We start from the raw sequence: 21,702 nt of genomic DNA, 5'->3' as shown, positions 1-21,702 counted from the left end.
AAAAAGCACGCCGAAGCGTGCTTGCGCGGATGACTTGGCGCTGAGTACTTAATTGTGTGCGCTGATGCCGCTACGGAACTGTTCGAAACCGGCGCGGGCTGCCTTGTAGCAATTGCCGGCGGCCGCTTCCAGGCCTTCGCGGTCGAGCACTTCGACGGTGCCGCGGCGGTACTGGATCAAGCCTTCGTCCTGCAGCTTGCGGGCCGTGACGGTGACACTTTCGCGGCGCACGCCCAGCATGTTGGCCATGGTGTCTTGCGTCACCTTCAGCTCGTTCGACAGCGAACGGTCGAGGCGGTCAAGCAGCCAGCGGCACAGCTTTTGTTCTATGCTGCAATGGCGGCCGCCCACCACGTTCTGTGCCATTTGCGCAAACATGGCGCTGGTGTAGCGCATCAGCAATTGTGCCAGCGCGCCGCCTTCATTGAACACTTCGCGCAGGAAGGCTGTTTTCAGGCGATAGCCGTAACCGGCCGTTTGCACGATGGCCGTGCAGGTGGCGCGCTCGGCTTCGTACAGCACCACGCCGGCCACGCCTTCGCGGCCGATGACGGCGATCTCGGTGGTGGCGCCGTCTTCCATCACATACAGCAGGGAAACGATGGCGTTGGTGGGGAAGTACGTGTATTCAATCTTGCCGCCACAATCGAACAGGTGCTTGCCGGTAGGCAATGCGACCAGTTCCAGTTGGCAGAACAGGCGCTCCAGGTCGGCGCGCGACAAGGCGCGCAGCAATTCGTTCTGTTGCGCGCCCGTGATGCTGATCATGGGCGTGGCGGGAGCGGCTTGCCAGTTGTGCTGGGCGGCGGCGTGGGTATGCGTGGCTGGTGTCAGGTTGCTATAAGCTTTGTACATGGTAGGGCCTCGTCTTCTGATTTTGTTGGATGGCGCTGCTTTTCTGGCTTGCTAGCGTTGTGCTGAATCTTGTATCCACTATAGAACCAGGGGCCGCGGACGGGCATCGGATGAGCCGACGCGCTTATGTAGGCTAGGAACATTGCCTCGTGTCATCCGACTCCTACGCCTGTTCCTTCATTTTTCCCAGTGGAAACAGCCATGCTTGAATAAAAAAATACGCCACGCTGCCCGCTACCCGCGAACTTTGGCTGAATGCCTTGATCAAACCACTCTGTGTCGTCTTACGACGGTGATAAAATGTTGCATTGCGGAAATTTGACTCGTGTGTCGGGATGAGCCGTTGCCCTTGCTCTCCCTCACTGCTTCCTTCCGCTGCTGCCTGCGATGCCTTCCTTGGTCGCCCCACTGCCCGCGCCGTACCTTTGACTGCGCGTGGCTGTCTTGTCCCGTTGACCCGTTTAATGAAGGAAAGCAACGCATGAAATGGTTTTTTGATCTGAAAATTGCCACCAAGCTGATCTTGTCGTTTGGCGCCGTGCTGCTGTTGACGGCCGCGCTGGGCGTGTCGGCGATCTTTTCCATGGCGCGCATCAATACCGCGTCGACCGACTTGTCTGACAATTGGATGCCCAGCGTGCTGGCGGCTATGTCCATGCGCAGCGACGTCAGCGATTTCCGTCGCTGGGAACTGGCGCACATGCTGGCCGCGCAGGATGCCGACATGGCGCAGAATGAAACGCGCATGACGGAAACCCAGGCCAAGCTGAAGGTAGACGGCGACAAGTATCGCAGCCTGATTTCCGAACCGGGTGAGAAGGAAGTGTTCGAGCGCTTCCTGGCGCTCAACGATGAATTCATGCGCCTGCATGCAGCCATGCTGAGCCTGTCGCGCGACATGAAAAAAGAAGAGGCGCGCGCACTGGCCGTGGGGCCGTCCGCCAAGGTCATGGCGGACATGATGGTGCTCCTCGATAAACTGGTGTCGATTAATACGGATGGCGGCGTGCGCTCGAGCGCCAGCGCCGACGCAACGTATGCGGCCTCGCGCGCCAGCCTGATCGGCTTGGTGGTGGGCATCGTCGTCGTTGGCATGCTGCTGGCGCTGTGGGTGGCACGCAGCGTGGCGCGTCCGCTGATCGCGGCCGTCGGCGTGGCGCGCCAGGTGGCGGCCGGCGATTTGACGGCGCATATTGTTGTGCAATCGCAAGACGAAACGGGGCAATTGATGCAGGCCCTGAAAGACATGAATGCCAGCCTGCAGACGCTGGTGGGCCAGGTGCGCAGCGGCACCGATACCATCGCCACGGCGTCGAGCCAGATTGCCGCCGGCAACCAGGACTTGTCGTCGCGCACGGAAGAGCAGGCCAGTTCGCTGGAAGAAACGGCCTCGTCAATGGAAGAGCTGACGTCGACCGTGAAGCAGAATGCGGACAATGCGCGCCAGGCCAACACCATGGCGCTGACCTCGTCGAGCATCGCCATCGAGGGCGGCAAGGTGGTCGGTGAGGTGGTGGGCACGATGGCGTCGATCAATGCCTCGTCGCGCAAGATCGTCGACATCATCGCCGTCATCGACGGCATTGCCTTCCAGACCAATATCCTGGCCCTGAATGCGGCCGTCGAGGCGGCGCGTGCAGGCGAACAGGGACGCGGCTTTGCCGTCGTGGCCACGGAAGTGCGCAACCTGGCGCAACGTTCGGCCGCGGCGGCCAAGGACATCAAGATCCTGATCGGTGATTCGGTCGAGAAAGTCGAGGCGGGATCGAAACTGGTGGATCAGGCGGGCCGCACGATGGATGACATCGTTGCCAGCATCACCCGCGTGACGGACATCATGAGCGAGATCACGGCCGCCAGCAGCGAGCAGAGCGCCGGTATCGAACAAGTTAACCAGGCCATCGCCCAGATGGACCAGGTGACGCAGCAAAATGCAGCCTTGGTGGAAGAGGCGGCCGCGGCGGCCGAATCGATGCAAGAGCAGGCTGCCAGCCTGAGCGAAGTGGTCAGCATCTTCAAGCTCGACGTTGCCAGCGCCGCAGCAAACCGGCCGCGTGCGCCTGTCAAGGCGGTCAAGGCGCCGGCAGCCGTGACGCCGGCAGCTGCGCCACGTCAACTGGCCGGCACGGCGCGTCGCGCAGCGTCAGTGGATGAGTGGGAAAGCTTTTAATTAGGCGCGCTTACGCGGTTTCTTGACGCCCTGGGTGACGGGCGCGGCAGCGGCTTGCTGGCGCTGCTGCCAGGCTCTCAGGGCGTCTTCGTAAGCGGCCAGGTCTTCCTGGTACATTTCCAGCACGCAAAAGGTGCAGCCGCTGTGGCAGCACTCGTCATTGCCCGGTTTGTTGGGCGGCTGCGGTTGCGGATCGTGGGGCAAGGGCGGGGTGGGCATGGTGAGGGCAGGGGACGGCGGAGCTGGCATCGGAGCACGCATGATACGGCATCCCGGCGTGCCGTTGCTGGAACGCTTTTTGCTCAAAAATCACGGTTTCCGTGTACAGTTGCGGTGAATTAGGGTATCGTTTACAGCACTGATATTGTATCTTCTGCGCGCGATGTTCCGCCGGCGCGATCTCCGCCGCCATCGCAGCACATCTCTTCGACGCTCCCGCATACGCCCTACAGCATGTCCCGGAGCACGGAGGTGCCGCAAGAACAATGATCCATGGCTTGCAAGACGGAGCTGCCTGTGCCCCGAAATGTTGTTTATTGAGAAAGCATGGCTTCCGCAGTGCGGAGGCACACCAGAAAATTTATGTCTGAAACCGAATCGACTCCTACGCCCAGCCCGGCGATTGCCCCTGACGCGGCGCCCGTCGCCGCTGCGCCTGCACCAGTACCTGCCGCACCCGCTGCCCCCAGCCTGACTTTTGCCGACTTTGGCCTCGCGCCTGAAATCCAGCGCGCACTGACCGACCAGGGTTACACCCATCCGACACCGATCCAGGAACAAGCGATTCCCGTCGTGCTGCAAGGCCGCGATGTGATGGGTGCTGCACAAACGGGTACCGGCAAGACGGCCGGTTTTTCCTTGCCGATCATCCAGTTGCTGATGGCGCATGCCAGCAGCAGCATGTCGCCGGCACGCCATCCGGTGCGCGCACTGATCCTGACGCCGACGCGTGAACTGGCGGTGCAGGTGGCCGAAAACGTCAAGGCTTACGCCAAGCATACGCCGCTGCGCTCGACCGTCGTCTTTGGCGGCATGGACATGAAGCCGCAAACCGTCATCCTGCGTGGTGGCGTGGAAATCGTCATCGCTACGCCGGGCCGCTTGCTCGACCATATCGAGCAAAAGAACATCAGCCTGAGCCAGGTGCAGATGCTGGTGATGGATGAAGCCGACCGCATGCTGGACATGGGCTTCCTGCCAGACTTGCAACGCATCATCAACTTGCTGCCTAAGCAACGCCAGAACCTGATGTTCTCGGCCACGTTCTCGCCAGAAATCAAGAAGCTGGCCGCCACCTTCCTCAACGATCCGCTGACGATCGAAGTGGCGCGCAGCAACCAGACGGCCGACAAGGTCACGCAAGTGGTCTACAAGGTGACGGAAGACCAGAAGCATGCCCTGGTCGCCCATCTGTTGCGCCAGCGCGACCTGAAGCAGGTCATCGTGTTTTCGAACACCAAGATTGGCGCCTCGCGCCTGGCCCGCGTGCTGGAACAGGAAGGCATGAGCGCCACGGCGATTCACGGCGACAAGAGCCAGCAGGAACGCATGGCGGCGCTGGAGTCGTTCAAGAAAGGCGAGATCGACGTGCTGGTGGCCACCGACGTGGCGGCGCGCGGCCTGGACATTTCCGACTTGCCTTGCGTCATCAACTTCGACTTGCCGTACAACGCGGAAGACTATGTGCACCGCATCGGCCGCACGGGCCGCGCCGGCGCCTCGGGCGACGCCATTTCGATCTACTCGGATAAAGATGAGCGCTTGCTGGCCGATATCGAGAAACTCATCAAGCAAAGCATCAAGCGCGGCGAATTGACGGGTTTCAACCCGGCTCCTGCTCGCAGCAATGACAGCGAGCGCCGCCCGCCGCGCCGCAGCGAAGGTGGCGAGGCGCGTCCCGCGCGCGCTCCCGAGAGCCGCCATGCCGGCGAGAGCCGCGACAGCCGCTCCGCCGAGCGCGGTGCGCGTCCCGCCTTTGGTCCGGGCGCCCGCCGCGAAAAGGCCGATCCCTGGTTCCTGAAGCCATATGAGCCCGCCAAGGCAGCAGCCCCGGCTGCCGCCAGCATGGCGCCTGCCGCGGCCAAGCCGAAGCAAAAGGTGGCCGCGTTGCTGGGTGGCTTGTTGAAGCAATAGTGGATGACTGATGGTGCCTGTACGCCGGGCATTAACAATATCCTGTATGAAAATGCCGGATATTGTTGAACGGAAATAACCCGATGCAGGGTAACGTTGAACGGCCTGATCGCCTTGTGCGATCAGGCCGTTTTTCATTCTGCAGCACATGCAGCATTCTGGTGCTGCAGTGTGCGAGGAGCGTAATGCCGGCGCGGTGCGCGCTCAATGCCAGCTATGTCGCCGTGCACGTCAGGGAACGGTGCTGGAGAAGGGGCATGGCATCGCCAGGGGCAGGAACACTGCGAGCACGAGCGAGTGAAGTCGTGGCGTAGAGTGGTTGCTGGCAAAAAAATGCCGCTGAGTTATTACTGAGCGGCATCTCGGAAGGCTGGTCGGGCAGATTGATGCCAGACTCAGGTCTTGTTAAACATTTTGCGTCCGAAGATGACGGCCAGGGACAGGATGAAGCCGGCAAACAGGCTGAACAAAATGGTGACCGACAGACGCAAGGACAGATTTTCTGGCAAGCTAGGACCTGCAATGAAGCGGCTTTTTTCCAGGTACTGGCTGATGGCTGTTTGATTGTCGATAGTGATCTGATTAAAGACCTCCTTGACTGTGTCGTCTTCCATGTTCTTGTTTTTGAAGACTTCAACCTTTACCGGTTCCAGGCCGCGCAAGATATCTTCGCCGGATTTCGTATTGTCGACCAAGATTTTTGCCTTGTCGTAATACTCGCGCAACAGCACGTTCTGCTGCTGTTCGCGGCGTGCCTTATGGATTTTTTCGGTCGCTTCCGATGCCAGTACTTCTGTGGTCATCAATTGCGTGACTGGCGGCAGATAGCGCGCTGTTTCATCATTGACCGAAACGATCTGTCGCGAAGCCTGGCCAGCTATTTCTGGATAGCGCGATACAATTTTCTTTAAATCATCACCGCTGCGACGGAAGTACGCAAGGCGCTCATTATTGACAATAATTTCATTTTCCAACGCCGTGATCTTGGCTGTCATTTCGACATGCTTGAAGCGCAGGATATCCGTGTAAATGATATACACAATGGTATCCATCGTGTAGCGGCCCAGCAGTCCAACGATGTTTTGTGCTACTTTCGGATCCTTATCGTCATAGCTGATGCGTAAGCCAATGACGTTGTTGTTGCCGTCCTTGGGATCTTCCAGTAATTCCTTGGCATCAAGTTTGGTAAACGGGAATACCGGATCGATCCACTTTGAAATGCCTTCGCGCGAGGCAAAGGACCGGCGCAATGATTCGGTGCTGGTGCCTTGTTCCAGTTTGTGCTGAGCCAGGAAGTCCGTAAAGCGCTCGTTCGATTTGAACGCCGCAGCATAGCGTTTGTAGTCAGCCAGTTTGATGCCAGGGCTTGGCTCCTTTTCCTTTTCTTTTTCCTTGTCAGTGGTTTTCTTGACCATGGGAATAGCCCCGCCAAACTGGAAGAAGCCTTCACTCTTGTATTCGGAAAATAACATCCGGCCTGCCAGGCCTGCGGCCACAGCAAGCAAGGTAATTGCCAGCAAAGTGCGGCGTCCTTGCCATACGGTCGTCAGCAAATCGGTGACGGGAAGAATATTTTCATCGATCTCATCCCCTTCAATCATTTTTACTTCTTTATGCATAATTTCTCATTTTAATAAATGCTTGCGGCAGGAGTTTCAAGTATGTGGTTTATATTTGGGGCGAGGCCCATGGTGCTGATTCCACCTGAGCTTGCCTTTGTTATGTCGATGCCTGACAGGCAGAGAGTAACGTTGTCATGATGGCTAAACAACGCGCAATTCTCTACATTATAGCGTTTCAATTCTGCTGGGCCGTGCCAAATTGTGACAGTTTGTACAGACTCACTGTCTGGCGCGATCCGGAGTTTGCGCCAGCCAGCCTCGCCAGTGTTACAGCATGACGGATGCGCCAGGGGTCTCCAGCAGTGGACGAGATTGTTGCGTACGCTGCTCCAGCCAGATGAAGTCTTCAATGCCACATTGCGGGGTGTATTCCTTGATGATGGTGCGTAATGAGGCACGTACCCCTTCGTAGTCGAACTGGCTGCAGGCGCGATCCATTTCTTGCAGCATGCCGTGCAATTCGGCCCAGGCAATTTCTGACTCCTGGGCACGCATGATCAGGGGGTGGCTGGTCCCTTCGACATTGTCGCCGATCAGCAATTCCTCATATAGTTTTTCACCTGGGCGCAAACCTACATGTTCAATGGCAATACCATCCGGCGCCGTCTTGCTGCGCACTTCCATGCCGCTGAGATGTATCATCCGTTCCGCAAGGTCGATGATCTTGACCGGTTCGCCCATGTCCAGCACGAAGACATCGCCGCCTTCTCCCATGGCGCCCGCCTGCAATACCAGCTGCGCCGCTTCAGGGATGGTCATGAAGTAGCGCGTGATTTCAGGATGCGTCAAGGTAATGGGGCCGCCCGCCTCGATCTGTTTGCGGAAGAGGGGCACGACGGAGCCGGACGATCCCAGGACGTTGCCGAAACGAACCATGCAGAAGCGGGTGTGCTTCTGGTTGCGGGCGAATGCCTGCAAAATCAGTTCGGCCAGGCGCTTGGTCGAGCCCATGACATTGGTCGGCCGCACAGCCTTGTCGGTGGAAATGAGCACAAAGCATTTGACGCCGCTGGCAATGGCCGCATTGGCGATGCTCAAGGTCCCGAACACATTGTTGCGTACGCCTTCGATCGGGTTGTGCTCGACCAGCGGCACGTGTTTGTAGGCGGCCGCGTGGTACACCGTATCGACGACGTAGGTCGTCATGATTCTCTTGCATTTCTCGGTATCGAGCACGCTACCAAGAAACGGCAGCAAATCAAAATGCAATCCATGGGCCGACTTTATGCCCAGCAATTCCTGTTTGATGGAATACAGGGCAAATTCTGACATTTCCAGCAGGATCAGGCGCGTCGGTCGCAGGGTAACGATCTGACGGCACAGCTCGGAACCGATCGAGCCCCCCGCGCCGCTCACCATGACGCATTTGCCGGTAATGCAGGCGGCGATCAGTGCGGCGTCGGGCGTGACCTGGTCGCGTCCCAACAAGTCTTCAATCTCGATGTTGCGGATATCCTGCAAGCGCAGCTCACCGCTGACCAGGCTTTCCACCGGAGGCGTGACCTTGATATGCACTTTTAAAGGTTCGAGCTTGTCGAGGATGCGCTTTTGCCGGCTTTTCGAAATGGATGGCATGGCCAGCAGAATTTCGCTGATGCTGGTGCGGGCGATCACATCAGCCAAGTCGGAGGTGCCGTACACTTTCATGCCAGAAATGGTAATGCCATTCAGTTCGCTATTGTCGTCAATGAAGGCCACCGGCAGGTAGTCATGGCCAGCACGCAAGGCGCTGGCCAGTTGTGTGCCAGCCCGGCCGGCGCCATAGATGGCCACCCGCACCATGCCTTGGCGTTTGCTTGGATGCAACAGGAAGCCGCGCGCCAGGAAGCGGCTGGCTACCACGTAAGCGATGGCACTGATCCAGTAAATGCCGAACACGCCGCGCGACATGCCGACCATGTGGGTCATGAAGGCCGCCAGTGCGACCAGCAGGGCTACTGAAATCGTGACGCCGAGAATGACCGAGAAAATGATTTTCTGATCGATGAAGCGTATCACCGCGCGGTACAGTCCCAGTCGTATGAATATGGGCAGGGAAACGAGCGGCACGGCGACGATCAGGTAAAGATAACTCATGAACAGAGCCGTATTGACCGAATCGTAGCGCAGCAGGATGGCGATGCAGAACGTAATCGGCAGAAGAATTAAATCTGCCGTTGCCGCAATCATCTGCTTATGGAACCGAGATAAATCAAGAATGGATTTCATTGTTTGGCTAATAATTATTGTGATTCGACTCGATAAGCCTGATTTCTTCTGCGCAATACCTGCACATGGCATATGTCAGAAGTATTATCGATGTAAACATCAAGGTAAGAAAGGGGCGATTCAATTCTCTTGATGTTAAAAAACTTTCAATGAATATTCTTCACCGAATAAATTCAAAAAAAGTATGGTGATTGCAACCAGGCAAGGAAAAATTCTTGCGGCATGTGCAATCACACTGGCGTGCATGTTAATGGAATAGCCGAGGAGATGGCGCGCCTGACTGCTAGCCTGGCGCCTGGCTGCGCACCTTGGCCAGCAACTTGGAGGTCGAGCGGTCATGCTGGAAATCGATCGCCACCGCCTGCCCGCCATAGGCGAGTACTGCCTGCCCTTCGGGAATGGCATCCATCTGGTAATCCCCGCCCTTGACGTAAATATCCGGATGGGCCTCGCAGACGACTTGTAGCGCGGTATCGTCATCGAATGCCACGACCAGGCTGACCGATTCGAGCGCTGCCAGCACCGCCATGCGGTCCGGGCAGGCATTCAGCGGGCGGTCATCTCCCTTGTTCAGGCGCTTGACGGAAGCGTCGGTATTCGCCGCCACGACCAGCGAACCACCCAGGGCCCGTGCCTGCGCCAGATAGGTTACATGTCCGCGGTGCAGGATGTCGAACACACCGTTGGTCATGACGACTGGCTTGGGAAGGGCCGCAACGCGCTGTTTCAGCTGTTCCAGGGAGGCAATTTTATTTTCGAATTCAGGCATGGTAGACAGAGAGCTAAGTTAAAGACACCTGCCGCGCGGAGGCGCAGCAGGTCGTGTCAATGTGTGACGCCGTCGCGTTTGATCACTTTCAGGAACGTCAAAAAGATGATTTTGATATCCAATGCCAGGGACTGCTGTTTCAGGTATGCCACATCGAGTTGCACTTTTTGCGGGATGGGCAAGTCGTCGCGGCCATTGATCTGGGCCCAGCCCGTCAAGCCCGGCAGCAACTGGTCGACGCCGTGCTCCGTGCGCAAGGCGATCAGGTCATCCTGATTGAACAGGGCAGGCCGCGGTCCGACAAAACTCATGTCGTTGACCAGGATGCTCCACAGTTGCGGCAGTTCATCGAGGCTCGACTTGCGCAGGAAGGAACCGACGGGCGTGAGAAATTGCGCAGGATTCTGCAACAGGTGGGTGGCGACGGCCGGTGTGCCGATACGCATCGTGCGAAATTTCGGCATCTTGAAAATACGGTTGCGTTGGCCCACGCGATCCGACCAGTACAGGACGGGACCGGGGGAGGTCAGGCGTACCGTCAGGGCGACGATGAGCAACGGCAATGCGAGGATGACGGTCGCAATCAGGGCCAGCAGGAGGTCGAATAGTCGTTTCATGATGTGTGTGTGTATTCTTTACCAGTTTTAATCAAGGCCTCGGCCGTTGTATAGGGTGCTTGCCATGCCAGCTGCTGCTGTGCCTTGGCGATATCGACAGTCAATCCGGCATCGAGCTTGTCAAGCATCTGGCGCTTGCCAACCAAGGTGCAGGCCAGCGCAAGCAGTGACCTGGGAATGGCCGGCAGGCGCGCGGTCTTGCCCATGCCGATGGCCAGATGGCGGAAAATCTCGGGCAGGGTCACCGTTTGCGCATCCGCTGCCAGAAAAACGTCGTGCAGCGCTTGCGGGCAAGTTGCGCAGGTGCGCAGGAAATCGGCCAGGTTCCACACGCTGATCAGGCTGCGTTTCGACTGCAGGCGCCCGAACGGCAGCGGCCAGCCTTTTGCGGCCAGCTTGAGCAGAGTGCCGAAGTTGCCGGGGGCTTCCGGTCCAAAGACGAGTACTGGCCGTACGATGGCATACTCCATGCCGCATTGTTGCGCCATGTCCTGCACCAGCTGTTCGGCTTCCAGCTTGCTGACGGCATACAGGTCATGCGGCGCTGGCGTGTCCTGTTCCGAAAATGGCGTGATATTGCTGTTGCCGTTGACGCCGATCGAACTGACAAAGACAAAGCGCTTGACGCGCGCATCGGCTGCGCGTTCCAGCAAGCTCCTGGTCAGCCCGACATTCACGCGGCGAAATTCGCCAAGCGGATCGGCGGCGGTGTCGCGCATCACGTGGGCGCGGCCAGCCAGGTGGATCACTGCATCGCACTGTGGCAGCAGCGTATCGAGCGCGTCGAGGCGGGTGAAATCGGCAATGCACACTTCCTGCGCCACGCCAGGGATGGCGCGGCCGCCGGCACGCACCAGGGCGATTACACGGTGGCCATGCCCGGCCAGGTGGCTGCAGAGCCGGCGTCCCACAAAACCCGTGGCGCCGGTCACCAGGATGGTCTGGCTGGCGCTCATGGCGCCACCGAAAAAACGTCGCGCAGCCAGCCATCGATCGAGTATTTGTCATACAGCGCGGCAGGCAGGTCGACATACGGCGTGGTCAGGAATGCCGGATCGACCAGCGGCGTTTCCCTGTCGATCACGGCGATGTTTTCCGGCCGATAAAAATCGTACTTCCTGACATTTTGATTCGTCGTGATCAATTTCTTCCGGGCGCCCACCATTTCGATGGTGCGCATAGTCAGGCCGATCTGATTCGGATGCTGGAAATCAAGAATGACATTCGACTTGGCGATGGCTGCCATCACCTGCGCCTTGTTCATCGGCGTAAAGGAAAATTCGGAGATTTTCGATTTGAAGAAGGCTGGCACGAACAGCTTTTTCAAGCGGTAGATCACGACGCTGGGAATGAACAGGAAAAAGAAATTCGGCTTGTCATTGGGTGGCAGCGCGGCGCTGATCTTCTTCACCAGCGCATAGCGGTCGCTGTGCGCCGTGCCGATAAAGGTGACGTTATAGCCGATGTCCGTGCGCGGCAGATCGCGGTATTCGTTCAGGAAGAACAGCGGCCGCAGGCGGATGCCGGGAATCGTCTGGGCATCCTGGTCATCGAAGGTAAACGCGCTGTCGAACTGCCCCACGGATTGCCTGAAATTGCCATTGTTTTTCAGCGAGTCATACGAATAGTAAATGAACTTGGCTTTCGCATTTTTTTCGCGCAAGGCTTGCAGGATATCGGCCGGCATGCATTCCATCTTGATGATGAACACAAAGTCGTAATTGCCGTGGTTGCTATCGAGCAGAACGGAAAAATAGCGGTGAATCGCCTGCTGTTGCGTACGGGGCATGACACGGATGGCGAACTTCGACCAGGCGCTGGTGGACGGACGATCGTCGTGATAGTCGACGTGCGCGCCCAGCTCTTCGAGGCGTTTCTTTATTTCGCGTTCATACCCAAAGAAAGCCGGGGCGATAAACAGGATTTTTTTCCCGTTAAAAAAATTTTCCACTGTACTTAATCAATCAATTATTTAGATGGGTGCGGCGGGAATGCCGACCACGGTCAAGCCAGATGCCACATCCTTGAGGACCACAGCGTTGGCGCCGACGCGTACGTTGTCACCGAGGACGACGGCGCCGAGCACCTTGGCGCCGGAACCGACGATCACATTGTCGCCGACCACCGGACGCGAAGCGTCGTGGTAGCCAATATCGATTTCCCGGGCGCCAAACGTGACGTTATGGTAAATCGTTGCATTCATGCCGATGCGCAGGGCGCCGATGACCGTGCCCTGCGTATGCGGGAAATACAGGCCTGGACCGATTTCGCAACGGACGGCGATTTCCAGGCCGAAGACGACGAAATTAATCAGGGACACCAGCTTTGCCAGCGGCGACAAACGCTTCTGGAAAAACCAGTGAGACAGGCGAAACAGCACCACCGGCATGAAACGCGGCGAGAAAGACGTCAGCAGCAGGCGTCCGAAAGTCGGTTGCCGGTCCGGCTGGCCGGCATAAAAATATTGCCTGGCCAGATCGGCATACAAGGTGGTGCGCAGACTCATGACATCATCTTACGTTTTTTCAGCTCTTCATTTGCTTTGTCCAGGCCGTCTTCCGGCAAGGGCTGGGAGCTGACCCAGGCAGCGAATTCCTCGATACCGCGCGTCAGCGACACCTGCGGCGTGAAGTTCAAGGTCGCCTTGATCTGGCTCAGATCGGCGTAGCAATGGCGGATGTCGCCCAGGCGATACTGGCCGGTCACTTCCGGACGGACGGTGCCGCCCAGGGCATCGACGAGCAGATTGGCGATGTCGAGCACCGAGGTCGGCTCACCGGCGCCAACGTTGAGCGTGGCGCCGCTGGCGGCGTCGCTTTCCATGGCCAGCTGAATCGCTTGCACGATGTCGTTGACGTGCACGAAATCGCGGCTTTCCAGGCCGTCCTCGAAAATCGGCAAGCTCATGCCGCGGCGGATGCGGGTCGAGAAAATGGACAGGATGCCGGTGTACGGATTGTTCAGCGACTGGCCTGCGCCGTAGACGTTCTGGAAGCGCAGGATGGCGGTGCTGATGCCGAGCGAGTCGCCAGCGATGCGGATCAGGTCTTCCTGTGCGTACTTGGTTGCGGCATAGATGGATGCCGGGCTTGGGCGCGCTGTTTCCGGCGTAGGAATGGCGCGCAATGGGCCATTGCAGGCGGGGCAGAGCGGATCCCACTGGTGGTTTTTCAGCTGTGCCGCACTGCGGGCGCCCGGATAGACCGTGCCATGGGTCGGGCAGGCATACGCGCCTTCGCCATAGATCGAGCGCGACGAAGCGAGGACGATCTTTTTCACCGTATTGGGTTTGTTCGCCAGGATGTCGAGCAATTGCGCGGTCGCCTGCGTATTGACTTCATTGTAGTGGGCGATCTGGTACATCGATTGCGCGGTGCCGGTTTCGGCCGCCAGATGGACGACCGTGTCGACCGTTTGCAAGGCTTGCTCGAGCACGCCGGACTGGCGCACATCGGCGCGAATGAAATGGATGCGGCCGTCGCGCAGCATGGCCTCATCGAGTTGCGGATAGGCGCCGTGAATTTGCGGCGACAGATTGTCCAGCACGGAGATACGATAGCCGTCGGCCAGCAATTTGCGGCTGAGATTGGTGCCAATAAAACCGGCGCCACCGGTGATCAAGATATGTTTGTTCATGCGGACTCCCATTTGCCGTAACCCAGGTTTTTTTCGATCATGGCACAGATGGTGTGCCCGATGAAGATATGTGCTTCTTGAATGCGTGCCGTGACATTGCTTGGCACGATCATCGGAATATCGACCATGCTGGCCAGTTTGCCGCCATCTTTGCCAAGCCAGCCGACGGTTTCAATGCCCATCGACTTTGCCATGTCGACTGCATTCATAACGTTTTGCGAATTACCCGACGTGGAAATACCGATCAGCACATCACCGGGCTGGCCCACGCCGGCCAGTTGCCGCGAAAATACGTGATCATAGCCATAGTCGTTGGCGATACAAGTGAGGGCAGAGGTATCCGTCGTCAGCGAAATTGCCGCCAGCGCACGGCGGTCGTCCACCAGACGTCCGACCAGCTCGGCGGAAATGTGCTGCGCGTCGGCAGCAGAACCACCGTTGCCACAGAAAATGACCTTGCGCTTATTGCTGATGGCCGTGCTGCATACGTCGGCAATCTTGATAATTTCATTCTCAATTTGCGGCAGGCGCTGGAAGAGTTCGATATGTTGTGTTATGAATTTTTGTAACATTTTATTTGAAAAATTTCTTTTGAATTGAATAAAGAATAAAAGGAATCAGGAAAGAATTTTCGAAAATATTCTTCACGATGGATACGGAAAATGGATCGCGGTTGAACGTGAATGTCATGCAGGCACAGATCAAGCTATAGATTACGATTTTCTGAATACTGACGGTTTTCCTGTAATTTCCCATCAAATAGCCAACCGCCGCAAAAAATACGGCGGCGCCTGCGATGCCAAAATTGATCAGTAGTGATACGAAAACATGCAGGCCGCCGAGCGGCATGGCAAAGTCATAGCCAAAATCCAGAGGATTGAGCAGATAGTTAATCTTCCCCGGAAAAATGACCGAAGGAATCAGGTTAATGAAATCACTGATCAGAAACGAGGGGAAATTGATTAATGGAAGCTTTCCGCTGGTTAAGAATGAAAAGGATGAAATAGAGGTGAGCAGCGGTTCTTGCGCAAGATTCAACGCCATGTTGAACAGCGAAAAATCACTGCCTGCCCTCAATACCCCCCACATTGCTGCGCTGCCGATACCTGCCAGCCCCAGCACGAAAAATTCGCTGAGCTTTACTCGCCAGGAAAAATAGGTCGAGAAGAAGATAATTACAGTGAGCATATTGGTTGCAAAATACAGGCGTCCTCCCAGGGAGAGCGCCAGGATGGCAAAGAAATAGTACGCCAGCATGAATGGATCGGTCAGTACAGGCAATATTTTTTGCAAATGCCCATGCTTCATGACAGCGCGCATGAAGGCCATGGAAAACAGAATCGAGGTGGAGGCGATGAATGTTCCACGTGGCAAAGCGTCCTGCACCACACCGTCCTGATAGTTTTCAAATAATGCAGCGTCATAGCCAGTAAAGAAATAATGCTTGATCGGGATGGCCATCAACACTGCCAGGCCAATACCAAGGCAGCTCATGATGGACCAAAAATGTATCGCCCGTTCCGATTTTTGGCTGATCGGCTTGCGCGACGACTTGCCATTGAAGCTTACATAATAAAAAAACAAGAAAATGGCATAAAACAGGAAGGACAATAGCAAGTATATCAGGCTGGTTTCATCGGTAATCGAAACAAAGCGCTCAATGACTATCTGTAATTCTTCCGGCGCCGTCGAACCTAACAAAGACGATAGGAAATAAGGCGTCAGCCAATAGTAGGCATAGCCGACGGAAAAGAAGAAAAATCCGTTCAGGCTGATGGTCCCATTTTTTACGCAAAAAATATAAACTGAAAACAGGATCAATAGATAATTTATCAGGCACAGGACTATGATCATTTGTATATCGCCTTCATGATCGTCGGTGGCAATAAATCATCCATGCATTTTGGTGACGCATAAATGCAGGTATTGCAACGATCTATTATGTGGCCACGCCCGCAGGGACCGCACGCCAGTTCCAGCGAGACTGACTGGCAGCGTTGCCCCCACGCACTGAAACGATGATGGCAGCTGGAGCCAAATATGCCCGTGACATTGATGTTCGACGCTGCCGCGATGTGCATGGCGCCAGAATCATTGCCAATGAAGCGATCACAGTGCCTGAGCAGGGCCGCCATCTGCGCGATGCTCGTCTTGCCGATCATATTGATGACTTTACCGGGGAAATTCGCTTCGAATTGCGCGCCTAAAGCCGTGTCGTCCTTGCCGCCGACGAGCAAAATGGTGAGTTCCCGGTCCTTGTGCTTTTCTTGTAACAGGCAGGCCAGCTCCACATAATACTGCAGTGGCCAGCGCTTCAGGATGGAATAGCCGCCGGACAAGCCCAGGCCGATGAGCATGCTGCCTACGGGGACGTGCTCGTTGAGGAGCTGTTGCGCATAGGCCTCATCCGGCGCGGCACCCCAGAATTCCAGTGCCGTATCGGCCGGCTGAAAGCCCAGGTGGCGCACGATATCGAGATTGCGCTCGACCTCATGCTTCAGGCCAAGCGCAGGCAGGATTTCAGTGTACAGCATGTCAAAGCCGGCATTGAACACCTGCTTGCGTTGCGTCGCTTTTTCCGTATAGGCAATACGCCGCTTTGCCCCGCTGAAGAGGGCGATAAAGCCCGCATGATGATCTTCGTCAAAGCGCGGGACGATGGCAATATCCGGCTGTTGCAAACGGAAGTGGGTCCAGCCGAACTTGAGGCTCAACCAGTGCCGTACCAGCAAGCTTTTCGGCAGCGAACTGCCCCAGTCGTACGTCGCGATATGGTTGACGTACGGGCAATGCTGGACCATCGCCTGGATGCGCGGATGCACGACCAGCGTGATGTCGGCGTCCGGATAGGCATGCCTCAGTTCGCGCAGCAATGGCGAATTCATGGCGCTGTCTCCCAAGGTCTGGTCCAGGCGCACGACGAGCAGACGCAAGCCGGCATGGGGCTGCCGGCGCACCAGCAGCGCCAGGATGCGCGCGCAGAGCAGGCCCAGGAGGACGCTCAAGACCATGAAAGTACGGATAGCGGTATTTTTAATCATCTTTATTGTTGCTCTTCTGCAATTTTCTTAAAAGAATATTTTGAATAAGAAAATTAAGCGATTCCATTGCCAGTATCGAAAACAAGGCGCCATAAGCACCGAAGCGGGGTACCAGCAGCACCATGGCAACGGACAGGAAGGTAAAGTTCCAGACCGCGACCGAGGTGATGAATTTATATTTCCCATGTGCCTGGATGGCAGCGGTACTGATCAAGTTGCCGCACTTGAAAATCAAGATACATCCGGTCACATTCAGCATCGCTTGCGCGGCAGCATATTGTTTAAACGTGTACACCAACAGGACATTCGCCAACACCAGTACCGTCAACAGGGCCAAGCCGGCGTACAGGGCCATGACTTTGCGGTAACGGGCATTCACTGCCGATGCCGCCGCCACCGACGTTTTTAACGATGTGGCGATATGGCCATAGGCATTGACGGCCAATGCACCCGCAATAAATTGAAACGGTTCCACCAGGCGTACGGCAAACGCATAGAGTCCCAGTTCTTCAGCGCTACGGAATTTCTCCAGGAAAAACACATCCATGCGTCCATAGGTAATGCCCAGAATGGTCGCGGCGGCAATCGGCAAGGTCATTTTCAGCAGCTTGAGCATGCCCGGGAAATTCAGGCAGGCCAGGCTGCCGCGCATGACGGGAACCTTGGCAATCAGGAACAGGCCAACCAGGGCTTCGGCCGCAGGAATGGAAAAGAATGCCAGCGCCGGATTGCTGGCAAACGTGAACAAGCCATAAAAAACACCGAGTGACAACAATCCTGCCATGGCCACGAAAGGCGCGATATGGCGCCCACGCATCTTGGCGATAAAAAAATTGATCGGCAAGTTCATCAGCAGCGGCGACATGACCATGAGCGCAAAGGGCAAGGTCGAGCCAAGCTCGCCAGGGCGCAAATGCAGCATGACTGCCATGCTTGCGATGGCCACTAGCAAGCCCAGCACCAGCTTGGCGCTCATCGCCGCACCTATCGTCTGACGCAGCACCGCCTTGTTGCGATGCGATGCGTACTCGCGCATGGTGTACGTGTCGATGCCGAAGTCGGCCAGCAGGCGTCCAATTTCGGCAACCGTAAAGAACAGGGCAATAGTGGCAAAATATGCCGGTTCCGAATAGCGTGCCGCAATCAGGAGAGCGAATATCCGCACGCCGAATGAGGCACCCCGTATTAATGCTGTGAGTATCGAGTTTTTTAGTATATTCTTTAGCAAGATAATCTCATCGGGCGTGCAGCCAGTTCCGGATGTACCGGCTCACTCCCTCCGAGACGGAGTAGAACGGCGCGTCATAGCCGGCTGCCCGCAGGCGCGAGATATCTGCCTGGGTAAAGGATTGATACTTGCCGATCAATGCATCGGGAAACTTGATGTATTCCAGCATGCCTTGTGCGACCATTTCCTCACGGGTCAGTGGTGCCAGCGCATCGAGTTCGCGGCAAGTGTTGACAGCCGCGACGGCGATGTCGTTGAACGGTTGCGATTGGCCGGTACCCAGATTGAAAATGCCCGACTGTTGCGGATGGTCCAGGAACCACAGATTCACCTTGACGACATCCTCGACGGAGACGAAGTCGCGCAACTGCCCGCCATCGGCATAGCCATCGCGGCCTTCAAACAGCTTGACCTTGCCATGTTCGCGGTATTGATGGTAATGGTGGAATGCCACCGATGCCATGCGTTGCTTGTGCTCCTCGCGGGGGCCATAGACGTTAAAGTAGCGGAATCCGACCACCTGGGAAGTCAGGCTGGCCATGCGTTCACGTACGATCTGGTCAAACAGGAATTTCGAATAGCCATAGATATTCAACGGCTTTTCAAACTCGCGCTCTTCCTTGAAGATGCTGCCCGTACCATACACCGAGGCGCTGGAGGCATACAGGAAGGGAACTTTATTTTCCTGGCAATAATCGAGCAGGGCCAGCGAATAACGGAAATTGTTTTCCATCATGTATTTGCCGTCGGTCTCCATGGTGTCGGAACACGCACCCTGGTGAAAGACGGCGCTGATCTTTCCTGCGTACTCAGGGCTGGCCAGCTTGCTCAAGAACTCGGTCTTGTCGATGTAGTCGCTGATATCGCAATCGACCAGATTGCGGAATTTATCGCCGCGCGTCAAGTTATCGACCGCGATGATCTGGCGATGGCCACGCGCATTGAGCGCTTTGACGATATTGGAACCAATGAGTCCTGCGGCACCTGTTACAACGATATACATACTTTCTCCTAGCAGAACAGTTCTTCTTGGCTTACCACTGCCGTGCCCAGCTTGCCGACGACGATGCCGGCCGCGCGGTTGGCGATGCTGATAGCTTCTTCATAGTCATACCCGGCCGCCAGCATCAGGCCGAGCGTGCCGATCACGGTATCTCCGGCGCCGGAAACGTCAAAGACCTGGCGCGCAACCGTGGGCTGGTGCAAGACCTCGTCCTTCTGGTAGAGGGACATGCCTTCTTCGCTGCGCGTCACCAGCAGCGCATCGAGCTGGAGCTCCTGGCGCAGCGCCTGGGCTTTTTGGGTCAGCGCGGCTTCGTCGGACCAGCTGCCCGCCACGGCCTGGAATTCCATGCGGTTAGGCGTGAGCAGTGTCGCTCCCTTGTAATGGCTATAGTCGCTACCCTTGGGGTCGACGAGGACCGGCTTGCCCAGCGCACGCGCGGCAACAATCATTTTTTCCGCATAGCGCAGGCATCCCTTGCCATAGTCGGACAGAATCACCAGATCATGTTCGCTAACCAGCTTGGAGTAGATTTCGAGCTTGTTCGTCAAAATCTCGTCCGTAGGAATTTCCTCGAAATCAATGCGCAGCAATTGCTGTTGACGAGACAGCACGCGCAATTTCACGGTTGTGGAAATATTGCTATCCCGATATAGCTGTGTATTAACGCCATTTTCTTTGAGTAAGCTTTCCAAGGCGTCGCCTGCCTCGTCCTGGCCAATGACTGAAAGTAACGTTGCCTGGCCGCCCAGGCTGGAAATATTACGCGCCACGTTGGCCGCGCCGCCCGCACGGTCTTCGCGATGGGAAATCTTCGCGATGGGAACCGGTGCTTCCGGGGAAATGCGATTGACTTGTCCAAACCAGTAGCGGTCGAGCATGACATCGCCGACGACTAGAATCTTTGCTTTGGATAAATTGTCTTTATAGCTATGGTTAACCATGATATGAGTAATTGGAGTATGCGATGCCGGAGGCCGCTGAGCCGACGAGCGGCAGGCAGGGGCAGAATCAGGATTGACACAACCTTAAAGCGGCATCCCATTGCGGTAAGGGGCCAAAGCGGTCGATCAGCTTGGCGCAAGAGAGCAAGGAATACATGGGGCGCTTGGCGGGCAAGGGATAATCGGCCGTGGCGATGGCTTGAACGTGTACGGGGGTGGCTGGCGGGGTGTTGCGCAGGATTTCTTCCGTGAAGCCGGCCCAGGAGGTGCTGCCTTGCGACGTTAGGTGATACAGTCCGCCATTGTCGCGCCACCAGCCATGGTCGCCGGTACGCGACTGGCTGACGATGTGCGCAGTCACGTCGGCAATCGTGCGGCACCAGGTGGGCGAACCGGTTTGGTCGCCGACAATGCGCAGTTCGCTGCGGTCCTGCGCCAGACGTTGAACGGTCAACAGGAAGTTCTTGCCGCGCATGCCATATACCCAGCTGGTACGCAAGATCAGGTGCGCTGCGCCCGAGGCGGCGATGGCTTGTTCGCCTGCTAACTTGCTCTTGCCATAGACGTTGAGCGGATTGGTGGCAGCCGTTTCGACATAGGGTGTCGTGGCCGTGCCGTCAAACACATAGTCGGTACTGTAATGGATGAGGGCTGCACCCAGCCGTGCGGCTTCCTCCGCCATGATGCCTGGCGCCTGCGCGTTCACGCGCATGGCCAATTCCTCGTCGGTCTCGGCCTTGTCGACAGCCGTGTAGGCGGCAGGATTGATGATCAGGTCTGGCTGGATTTTGCGGATCACGTCGCGTACCTGATCCAGGTCGCTCAAATCCATCTCGCTGCGGTCGACAGCGATAATATGACCGATGCCCTGCAGACTGCGTTCCAGTTCATAGCCGACCTGGCCATTTTTTCCGGTGATGAGGATTTTCACGCGAATACCTCGGCGTCCGCCAGCAGTTTGCCCAGCTGGTCTTTGCCCGACAGCATGGGTTCACCTTCGCCTGGCCAAGTGATGCCCAGGGCCGGATCGTTCCAGAGTATGCTGCGTTCGAATTCAGGTGCCCAGTAATCGGTGGTTTTATAGAGAAACTCGGCCGACTCGCTCAGGACGATGAAACCATGCGCAAAGCCTTCCGGAATCCAGAGCTGGCGCTTGTTCTCGGCCGACAGCGTGACACCGACCCATTGCCCGAATGTGGCCGAGCTGGCGCGCAAGTCCACCGCGACGTCAAAGACTTCGCCTGCGGTAACGCGCACCAGCTTGCCTTGCGGTTGCTGGATCTGATAGTGCAGGCCGCGCAGGACATTCTTGCTGGACTTGGAGTGGTTATCCTGGACGAAATTAGCCGTAATGCCCGTCAAGTCGGCAAAACGCTGCTGGTTGAAGCTTTCGTAAAAAAAGCCCCGGTCATCGCCAAATACTTTGGGTTCGAGGATCAATACGTCGGGAATGGCAGTGGTTTGAATATGCATGGC

20 protein-coding genes are annotated in these 21,702 nt (G+C 56.7%); 2 read left to right on the top strand and 18 right to left on the bottom strand.

The features are described from left to right. Positions 1-48: 48 nt before the first annotated feature. Positions 49-768: a Crp/Fnr family transcriptional regulator gene (locus AC3IQ7_RS25345; protein ID WP_489210524.1), complete on the bottom strand. Its 720-nt coding sequence runs from the start codon at positions 766-768 to the stop codon at positions 49-51. A 568-nt stretch (positions 769-1,336) separates the two neighbouring features. Here AC3IQ7_RS25345 and AC3IQ7_RS25340 point away from each other — a divergent pair. Next, a complete protein-coding gene (locus AC3IQ7_RS25340) occupies positions 1,337-3,025 on the top strand; it encodes a methyl-accepting chemotaxis protein (protein WP_489207643.1) in 1,689 nt (562 codons plus the stop codon). On the opposite strand, the gene AC3IQ7_RS25335 is transcribed toward AC3IQ7_RS25340, so the two are convergent. Further along, a complete protein-coding gene (locus tag AC3IQ7_RS25335) occupies positions 3,026-3,286 on the bottom strand; it encodes an oxidoreductase-like domain-containing protein (RefSeq protein WP_322426224.1) in 261 nt (86 codons plus the stop codon). It lies immediately after the preceding gene. 321 nt (positions 3,287-3,607) lie between these two features. On the opposite strand from AC3IQ7_RS25335, the gene AC3IQ7_RS25330 reads away from it, so the two are divergent. Next, positions 3,608-5,158, top strand: coding sequence for a DEAD/DEAH box helicase (locus tag AC3IQ7_RS25330; protein WP_489207642.1), 1,551 nt, complete (start codon positions 3,608-3,610; stop codon positions 5,156-5,158). 395 nt (positions 5,159-5,553) lie between these two features. On the opposite strand, the gene AC3IQ7_RS25325 is transcribed toward AC3IQ7_RS25330, so the two are convergent. The 16 genes from AC3IQ7_RS25325 to rfbC form a co-directional block, all read right to left on the bottom strand. Next, the gene (locus AC3IQ7_RS25325; protein WP_489207641.1) at positions 5,554-6,777 is read right to left on the bottom strand and encodes a lipopolysaccharide biosynthesis protein; all 1,224 of its coding nucleotides are present in this window, start codon (positions 6,775-6,777) and stop codon (positions 5,554-5,556) included. Positions 6,778-7,047: 270 nt separating this feature from the next. Continuing rightward, positions 7,048-8,988 carry a polysaccharide biosynthesis protein gene (locus tag AC3IQ7_RS25320; protein ID WP_489207640.1) on the bottom strand — a complete coding sequence of 647 codons (1,941 nt, stop codon included), beginning with the start codon at positions 8,986-8,988 and terminating at the stop codon, positions 7,048-7,050. A gap of 283 nt (positions 8,989-9,271) precedes the next feature. Next, entirely contained in the window at positions 9,272-9,757 is a 486-nt protein-coding gene (gene rfaE2 / locus AC3IQ7_RS25315; RefSeq protein ID WP_489207639.1) for a D-glycero-beta-D-manno-heptose 1-phosphate adenylyltransferase, read from the bottom strand. A 56-nt stretch (positions 9,758-9,813) separates the two neighbouring features. Continuing rightward, positions 9,814-10,374: a sugar transferase gene (locus AC3IQ7_RS25310; RefSeq protein WP_070281463.1), complete on the bottom strand. Its 561-nt coding sequence runs from the start codon at positions 10,372-10,374 to the stop codon at positions 9,814-9,816. Further along, positions 10,371-11,330: an NAD-dependent epimerase/dehydratase family protein gene (locus AC3IQ7_RS25305; RefSeq protein ID WP_489207637.1), complete on the bottom strand. Its 960-nt coding sequence runs from the start codon at positions 11,328-11,330 to the stop codon at positions 10,371-10,373. Before AC3IQ7_RS25305 ends, AC3IQ7_RS25310 begins: the two co-directional genes overlap by 4 nt. Continuing rightward, the gene (locus AC3IQ7_RS25300) at positions 11,327-12,325 is read right to left on the bottom strand and encodes a WaaS/CpsH family glycosyltransferase (RefSeq protein ID WP_489207636.1); all 999 of its coding nucleotides are present in this window, start codon (positions 12,323-12,325) and stop codon (positions 11,327-11,329) included. The genes AC3IQ7_RS25305 and AC3IQ7_RS25300 overlap by 4 nt, the downstream gene beginning before the upstream one ends. Positions 12,326-12,346: 21 nt before the next feature. After that, positions 12,347-12,880 (bottom strand): serine O-acetyltransferase, encoded by a 534-nt coding sequence (locus AC3IQ7_RS25295; RefSeq protein WP_035821856.1) that lies wholly within the window; start codon positions 12,878-12,880, stop codon positions 12,347-12,349. Then, a complete protein-coding gene (locus tag AC3IQ7_RS25290) occupies positions 12,877-14,010 on the bottom strand; it encodes an NAD-dependent epimerase/dehydratase family protein (RefSeq protein ID WP_489207635.1) in 1,134 nt (377 codons plus the stop codon). Before AC3IQ7_RS25290 ends, AC3IQ7_RS25295 begins: the two co-directional genes overlap by 4 nt. Next, a complete protein-coding gene (locus AC3IQ7_RS25285; protein WP_489207634.1) occupies positions 14,007-14,582 on the bottom strand; it encodes a D-sedoheptulose-7-phosphate isomerase in 576 nt (191 codons plus the stop codon). The genes AC3IQ7_RS25290 and AC3IQ7_RS25285 overlap by 4 nt, the downstream gene beginning before the upstream one ends. A 1-nt stretch (position 14,583) precedes the next feature. Further along, positions 14,584-15,864: a hypothetical protein gene (locus tag AC3IQ7_RS25280; protein WP_489207633.1), complete on the bottom strand. Its 1,281-nt coding sequence runs from the start codon at positions 15,862-15,864 to the stop codon at positions 14,584-14,586. Continuing rightward, positions 15,861-17,051 (bottom strand): glycosyltransferase family 9 protein, encoded by a 1,191-nt coding sequence (locus tag AC3IQ7_RS25275; protein ID WP_489207632.1) that lies wholly within the window; start codon positions 17,049-17,051, stop codon positions 15,861-15,863. The genes AC3IQ7_RS25280 and AC3IQ7_RS25275 overlap by 4 nt, the downstream gene beginning before the upstream one ends. Then, positions 17,044-18,279 (bottom strand): oligosaccharide flippase family protein, encoded by a 1,236-nt coding sequence (locus tag AC3IQ7_RS25270; protein WP_489207631.1) that lies wholly within the window; start codon positions 18,277-18,279, stop codon positions 17,044-17,046. Before AC3IQ7_RS25270 ends, AC3IQ7_RS25275 begins: the two co-directional genes overlap by 8 nt. Before the next feature lie 7 nt (positions 18,280-18,286). Further along, complete coding sequence (rfaD, locus tag AC3IQ7_RS25265) at positions 18,287-19,282, bottom strand: ADP-glyceromanno-heptose 6-epimerase (RefSeq protein ID WP_489207630.1); 996 nt, start codon at positions 19,280-19,282, stop codon at positions 18,287-18,289. 8 nt (positions 19,283-19,290) lie between these two features. After that, positions 19,291-20,226 (bottom strand): D-glycero-beta-D-manno-heptose-7-phosphate kinase, encoded by a 936-nt coding sequence (gene rfaE1 / locus AC3IQ7_RS25260; RefSeq protein ID WP_489207629.1) that lies wholly within the window; start codon positions 20,224-20,226, stop codon positions 19,291-19,293. A 67-nt stretch (positions 20,227-20,293) separates the two neighbouring features. Next, positions 20,294-21,157: a dTDP-4-dehydrorhamnose reductase gene (rfbD, locus tag AC3IQ7_RS25255; RefSeq protein ID WP_489207628.1), complete on the bottom strand. Its 864-nt coding sequence runs from the start codon at positions 21,155-21,157 to the stop codon at positions 20,294-20,296. Continuing rightward, positions 21,154-21,699 (bottom strand): dTDP-4-dehydrorhamnose 3,5-epimerase, encoded by a 546-nt coding sequence (rfbC, locus tag AC3IQ7_RS25250; RefSeq protein WP_489207627.1) that lies wholly within the window; start codon positions 21,697-21,699, stop codon positions 21,154-21,156. The genes rfbD and rfbC overlap by 4 nt, the downstream gene beginning before the upstream one ends. Between the last annotated feature and the right edge of the window lie 3 nt (positions 21,700-21,702).

The sequence above is a fragment of the Janthinobacterium sp. GL_088 genome (genome assembly GCF_057837845.1).
The sequence above is the reverse complement of the archived record's forward strand: the minus strand, read 5'-3'. Positions and strand labels throughout refer to the sequence as shown.

What these genes read in the sequence shown, in the direction of transcription:
- AC3IQ7_RS25345 (WP_489210524.1), bottom strand. Translation starts at nt 768, where the DNA reads ATGATCAGCATCACGGGCGCGCAACAGAACGAATTGCTGCGCGCCTTG.
- AC3IQ7_RS25340 (WP_489207643.1), top strand. Translation starts at nt 1,337, where the DNA reads ATGAAATGGTTTTTTGATCTGAAAATTGCCACCAAGCTGATCTTGTCG.
- AC3IQ7_RS25335 (WP_322426224.1), bottom strand. Translation starts at nt 3,286, where the DNA reads ATGCGTGCTCCGATGCCAGCTCCGCCGTCCCCTGCCCTCACCATGCCC.
- AC3IQ7_RS25330 (WP_489207642.1), top strand. Translation starts at nt 3,608, where the DNA reads ATGTCTGAAACCGAATCGACTCCTACGCCCAGCCCGGCGATTGCCCCT.
- AC3IQ7_RS25325 (WP_489207641.1), bottom strand. Translation starts at nt 6,777, where the DNA reads ATGCATAAAGAAGTAAAAATGATTGAAGGGGATGAGATCGATGAAAAT.
- AC3IQ7_RS25320 (WP_489207640.1), bottom strand. Translation starts at nt 8,988, where the DNA reads ATGAAATCCATTCTTGATTTATCTCGGTTCCATAAGCAGATGATTGCG.
- rfaE2 (WP_489207639.1), bottom strand. Translation starts at nt 9,757, where the DNA reads ATGCCTGAATTCGAAAATAAAATTGCCTCCCTGGAACAGCTGAAACAG.
- AC3IQ7_RS25310 (WP_070281463.1), bottom strand. Translation starts at nt 10,374, where the DNA reads ATGAAACGACTATTCGACCTCCTGCTGGCCCTGATTGCGACCGTCATC.
- AC3IQ7_RS25305 (WP_489207637.1), bottom strand. Translation starts at nt 11,330, where the DNA reads ATGAGCGCCAGCCAGACCATCCTGGTGACCGGCGCCACGGGTTTTGTG.
- AC3IQ7_RS25295 (WP_035821856.1), bottom strand. Translation starts at nt 12,880, where the DNA reads ATGAGTCTGCGCACCACCTTGTATGCCGATCTGGCCAGGCAATATTTT.
- AC3IQ7_RS25290 (WP_489207635.1), bottom strand. Translation starts at nt 14,010, where the DNA reads ATGAACAAACATATCTTGATCACCGGTGGCGCCGGTTTTATTGGCACC.
- AC3IQ7_RS25285 (WP_489207634.1), bottom strand. Translation starts at nt 14,582, where the DNA reads ATGTTACAAAAATTCATAACACAACATATCGAACTCTTCCAGCGCCTG.
- AC3IQ7_RS25280 (WP_489207633.1), bottom strand. Translation starts at nt 15,864, where the DNA reads ATGATCATAGTCCTGTGCCTGATAAATTATCTATTGATCCTGTTTTCA.
- AC3IQ7_RS25275 (WP_489207632.1), bottom strand. Translation starts at nt 17,051, where the DNA reads ATGATTAAAAATACCGCTATCCGTACTTTCATGGTCTTGAGCGTCCTC.
- rfaD (WP_489207630.1), bottom strand. Translation starts at nt 19,282, where the DNA reads ATGTATATCGTTGTAACAGGTGCCGCAGGACTCATTGGTTCCAATATC.
- rfaE1 (WP_489207629.1), bottom strand. Translation starts at nt 20,226, where the DNA reads ATGGTTAACCATAGCTATAAAGACAATTTATCCAAAGCAAAGATTCTA.
- rfbC (WP_489207627.1), bottom strand. Translation starts at nt 21,699, where the DNA reads ATGCATATTCAAACCACTGCCATTCCCGACGTATTGATCCTCGAACCC.